The organism is Synechococcus sp. Cruz CV12-2-Slac-r (genome assembly GCF_024346075.1).
Classification (GTDB): Bacteria; Cyanobacteriota; Cyanobacteriia; order PCC-6307; family Cyanobiaceae; genus Synechococcus_D.
On sequence record NZ_JAGQEK010000159.1, the window covers coordinates 1 to 3,584 of the forward strand.

Sequence of the window (3,584 nt, forward strand, 5' to 3'; positions counted from 1 at the left end):
CTGGTATTTCAAGTTCAAAGATTGATTTTATATCTTTAAACTATTTTGCTTTTAGCTGTTTATCAACGGTTGGTTTTGGCGATATAGTTGCAACTAATCACCCTGGGGAAATGTTATCGGTGATTGTTGCAGTTGTTGGGCCGTTGTATCTAGCGGTTGTGATGGGTTTATTGATTGCAAGGGTTACCGCCAGCGAAACCAGCGCTGAGGTTGAGGAATCGCTTGAGGAGATGCGCTGAAATATAGGAAAATAAAATGTTAGTAATCTTTCTTTGTATTATATATTTAAGTCTTTAATTTGCGCTTGCCAAAGTAGATCTTGGCCCAGTACCTGAAGGCCTTTGGCTGAATATTTTTGCTCAAATGTGTTTGGAATACTGCTGAGTCCCAAATCCCCCAGGGGAGTGCGAGCCGCTATGCCCCCTAATAATTTTGGTGCAATTACAGCCGCAATATGTTGAACGCAGTCTTGCCCTATGGCGCTAGCTGCTAACTCGGGGCCGCATTCCCACAGCACCCGATTGCAACCACGGTTAGCTAGAGCCTCCATCAGTTGTTGCGGTTCGCATTGATCAAGTTGCAGCCTTTCTATCCCCAACTGATCTATTAAGGCGATTTTTGCTGCTGCTGCTCCAGGTCCATGGGCCACCAGGGTGGGCGCAAGGCTCACATCCCAAATTTGGGCTGCATCGGGCAAATTTAATTCCCTGCTAACCACCACCCGCAGGGGTTCCGGTGTACGCCGCCCCCGGCTTGTAAGCAAGGGATCATCCGCCCTAACGGTGCCGCCGCCAACGATCACCGCATCACAGCGGCTGCGCAATTGATGCACCCAGCTTCTCGCTTCAGGGCCGCTGATCCATTGGCTTGCTCCATTCGGCAAGGCGGTGCGGCCATCGAGGCTCATCGCCCATTTAAGGATTCCCTCCGGCTTTCCTGTTGCTAGACGATGCAGAAAAGCACTGTTTTGTTTTTTTGCCGCCTCAGCCCCTTCGCCAAGTTCAACCTCAAGGCCTGCCTCACGCAGCAGCGTTAAGCCTTTTCCTGCCACTAATGGGTTTGGATCTGCAATCGCCACCACTACTCGTTTCACACCGGAGCTGAGCACCGCAGCTGTACAAGGGGGCGTGCGGCCCTGATGGCAGCAGGGCTCAAGCGTTACGTAAAGCGTGCCGCCATTTGCCTTTTCACCAGCCTGTTGCAATGCCATTAATTCGGCATGGGCTTCCCCTGCCTTGCGGTGATATCCCTCCCCCACCAATTCACCGGCAGCGCTGAGCACCAATGCCCCCACTAATGGATTTGGGCTTGTGAGCCCATCCGCTAATCCCGCCAGCCTCAGGGCCCTATCCATCCAGAGGCGATCAAGCCATTGGCCCTCCATTTAGAGGGGTTGGTTTGGTAATTGGCGCCATTCCTGCACCACAAAAGGTGGCACTGGCAGTTCAGTGAATACACCAGGCAGCATTAGCCGCAAAGGGCGATTTTTTTTCAAGCTGCTTAGCAGGGGTTCAAGATCAAATTCCGCAGCAGCATCGCGGCTATCACTGCTGAGGGTTGGATTTTCGAGGGTGATATCAGCTAAATTCCAATTTTTTTCGCCGCTTTGCACTTGCAAAGCAGTGGGGTGATTTAATCGCACCTTGCCTGGATAACCCACAATCCTTAAACGCAGTGGCCCCCCTGGAAGCCCTTCGCGATAGGCAACCAGCTGCCAGGCTTGATAATCCAAATCCCGCAGACTTTCAATACTACGTAGCACTGATATGCCATTTTCATCGTTGTGGCTGTGAATTTGCGCCTGCGCTGGTGCCAACGGCCAAAATATCAAACAAAAAGCAATTGCAATTGCAAATAAATTACGTTTATTCATGGTTTTTTATCAGCCCCAGGAATTAATTGCCACTGGGTATGGGTGGCCCAAAGGGCCCATATCGCCATAGCACGTAAATAATGACAAGCCCTGAAAGTGTTATTTGCGGTGAGTGCTTCTGGAGTGCGGAATTGCATGCCTCCGTTATATACCTGATTAACTACGGCATTACAAATAGCTAAGGCGGTATTGCTATCTTTCATTAATCGGTAATAAGCAGCTAAACCAAAATTAATGCCAGTCCACACTTCAAGGGGATGGGTGCCATTGGGATCGAGGGGGCTGCCGTCGCGTTTTAAACCATTGGCTACCCCTAGTTTGCCGCCTTCATAGCTATCAAAACAGGCTTCTTTAATTGCTTTTAATGAACTGCGGGCGTTGGCATCACTCACCACAGGGGGCAATCCCAGCAGCCTTGCATAAAAGTCGCCGCAGAGTTGATCTGCCATCACTACAGGGGTGCCACTTTCAGCATCAATTTTGTAGTAATCGCCATTCCACAACAGTGTGTCGAAATTGCTGCGGGATTGACTCAACCATTGGCCAAATAAACGTTGTTCCAACGCTGTATCAAGCCCCAACTCCAAACTTAATGTTTGCGCCATTGCGAGAGCCGCTTCTAAAGCTGCAATCCAAAGCGCGCCGCAGTAGGCGCTTACCCCTTTTAAGGCCCAATCATCAAAAGTTTGATCCGGAGCACCGCCGTTATCGGGCAGGCCATCATTATTAATATCAAAACCTTTTAGATAGGTGAGTGCCTCTACAGCAGCTGGCCAACATTGAGCAAGGAAATTGATATTTTTGCCATCGGGCGCCAACTTATAGGTGCGCCATACTTGCAATACAAAGTCGCTACCTAGATCCTTCCATAGATTGCAATCTTGATAAGCGGTGTAATTTGTTGCATCAAATGGACGTTCATTCGGTGCCCCTAAATCATGGGGAGTGGCGCCCGCTACTTTTCGATCGGCCTCCACTCGACCTTTGCCTTGGGTGAAATACCAGCCGATCGGCCTTTGGGTGCTATCTGCCGCTGGAATTGCGCGGGCAAAACTACGTAATACCGCCCTATCAAGGGCCGGCCAAAGTTGCAATAAAGCAAAAGATCCATAAAGCCTCACATCCAAGCTTTCGTACCAGGCGTAATCAAGGCATTCCAGAACTCCAAATCTGCCTTCTGGATCATCACTACTGGCGTTAGTCCATAAAGTGCCGCCACTGGTTAGGTCGTAGAGCTCATTAAATAAAGCCATCCGCAGCAGTTCTGGCAGATCTTGGCGTTGCAACACCGGTTCGTGCCAGGCTTCTATTTGTTGCTTCCAATGGGGCCATTGCTGCAGCGCTTCAGTGGCGATAGCAGCTGCATTTGTGCCATCGCTGCCATGAAAATCGGTGTAACGCCTAAAGGCTTGGCAGCCGGTGGCAAAAGCCGTTACGGGTAAATCCCAGCTCATCACAAGGGGGATTTCAAGTTCGGCCCCCGGGGCTAGTTCAAATCTCAAGGCCATGGCACAACTAAGGGGATCGTTGCTGCCGCTGCGGCGATCGTTATTACTTTGCGGGATAGAGCCATCAGCGCTGAATCGATTCCAAATTTCAGCGCCATCTCCATGGGGATCCCAACGGCTGCAACGCATTAACTCCACCCCCGGAGGCAGCTCTCCCACCGCTAAACACCATTGGCCTTCCCCCTCAGCGATCGGGTTGTGGC

4 protein-coding genes are annotated in these 3,584 nt (G+C 50.7%); 1 reads left to right on the forward strand and 3 read right to left on the reverse strand.

All coding sequences use genetic code 11. The features are described 5' to 3' along the window. The coding region (locus tag KB557_RS09790) for a potassium channel family protein (RefSeq protein WP_255133733.1) at window positions 1–239 on the forward strand (239 nt) is incomplete at its 5' end. A 38-nt stretch (window positions 240–277) separates the two neighbouring features. Here the strand turns inward: KB557_RS09790 and ribD are convergent. The 3 genes from ribD to KB557_RS09805 all read right to left on the reverse strand — a co-directional run. Beyond that, window positions 278–1,384, reverse strand: coding sequence for a bifunctional diaminohydroxyphosphoribosylaminopyrimidine deaminase/5-amino-6-(5-phosphoribosylamino)uracil reductase RibD (gene ribD / locus KB557_RS09795; RefSeq protein WP_255133735.1), 1,107 nt, complete (start codon window positions 1,382–1,384; stop codon window positions 278–280). After that, window positions 1,385–1,873: a DUF3122 domain-containing protein gene (locus KB557_RS09800; protein ID WP_255097146.1), complete on the reverse strand. Its 489-nt coding sequence runs from the start codon at window positions 1,871–1,873 to the stop codon at window positions 1,385–1,387. Next, window positions 1,870–3,584 (reverse strand): GH116 family glycosyl hydrolase (locus tag KB557_RS09805; protein ID WP_255133737.1); only part of this gene is annotated, 1,715 nt, incomplete at its 5' end. The genes KB557_RS09800 and KB557_RS09805, both read right to left, overlap by 4 nt.

Bases quoted from the DNA above. Each gene is read 5' to 3' on its own strand.
- ribD (WP_255133735.1), bottom strand. From the start codon at position 1,384: ATGGAGGGCCAATGGCTTGATCGCCTCTGGATGGATAGGGCCCTGAGG.
- KB557_RS09800 (WP_255097146.1), bottom strand. From the start codon at position 1,873: ATGAATAAACGTAATTTATTTGCAATTGCAATTGCTTTTTGTTTGATA.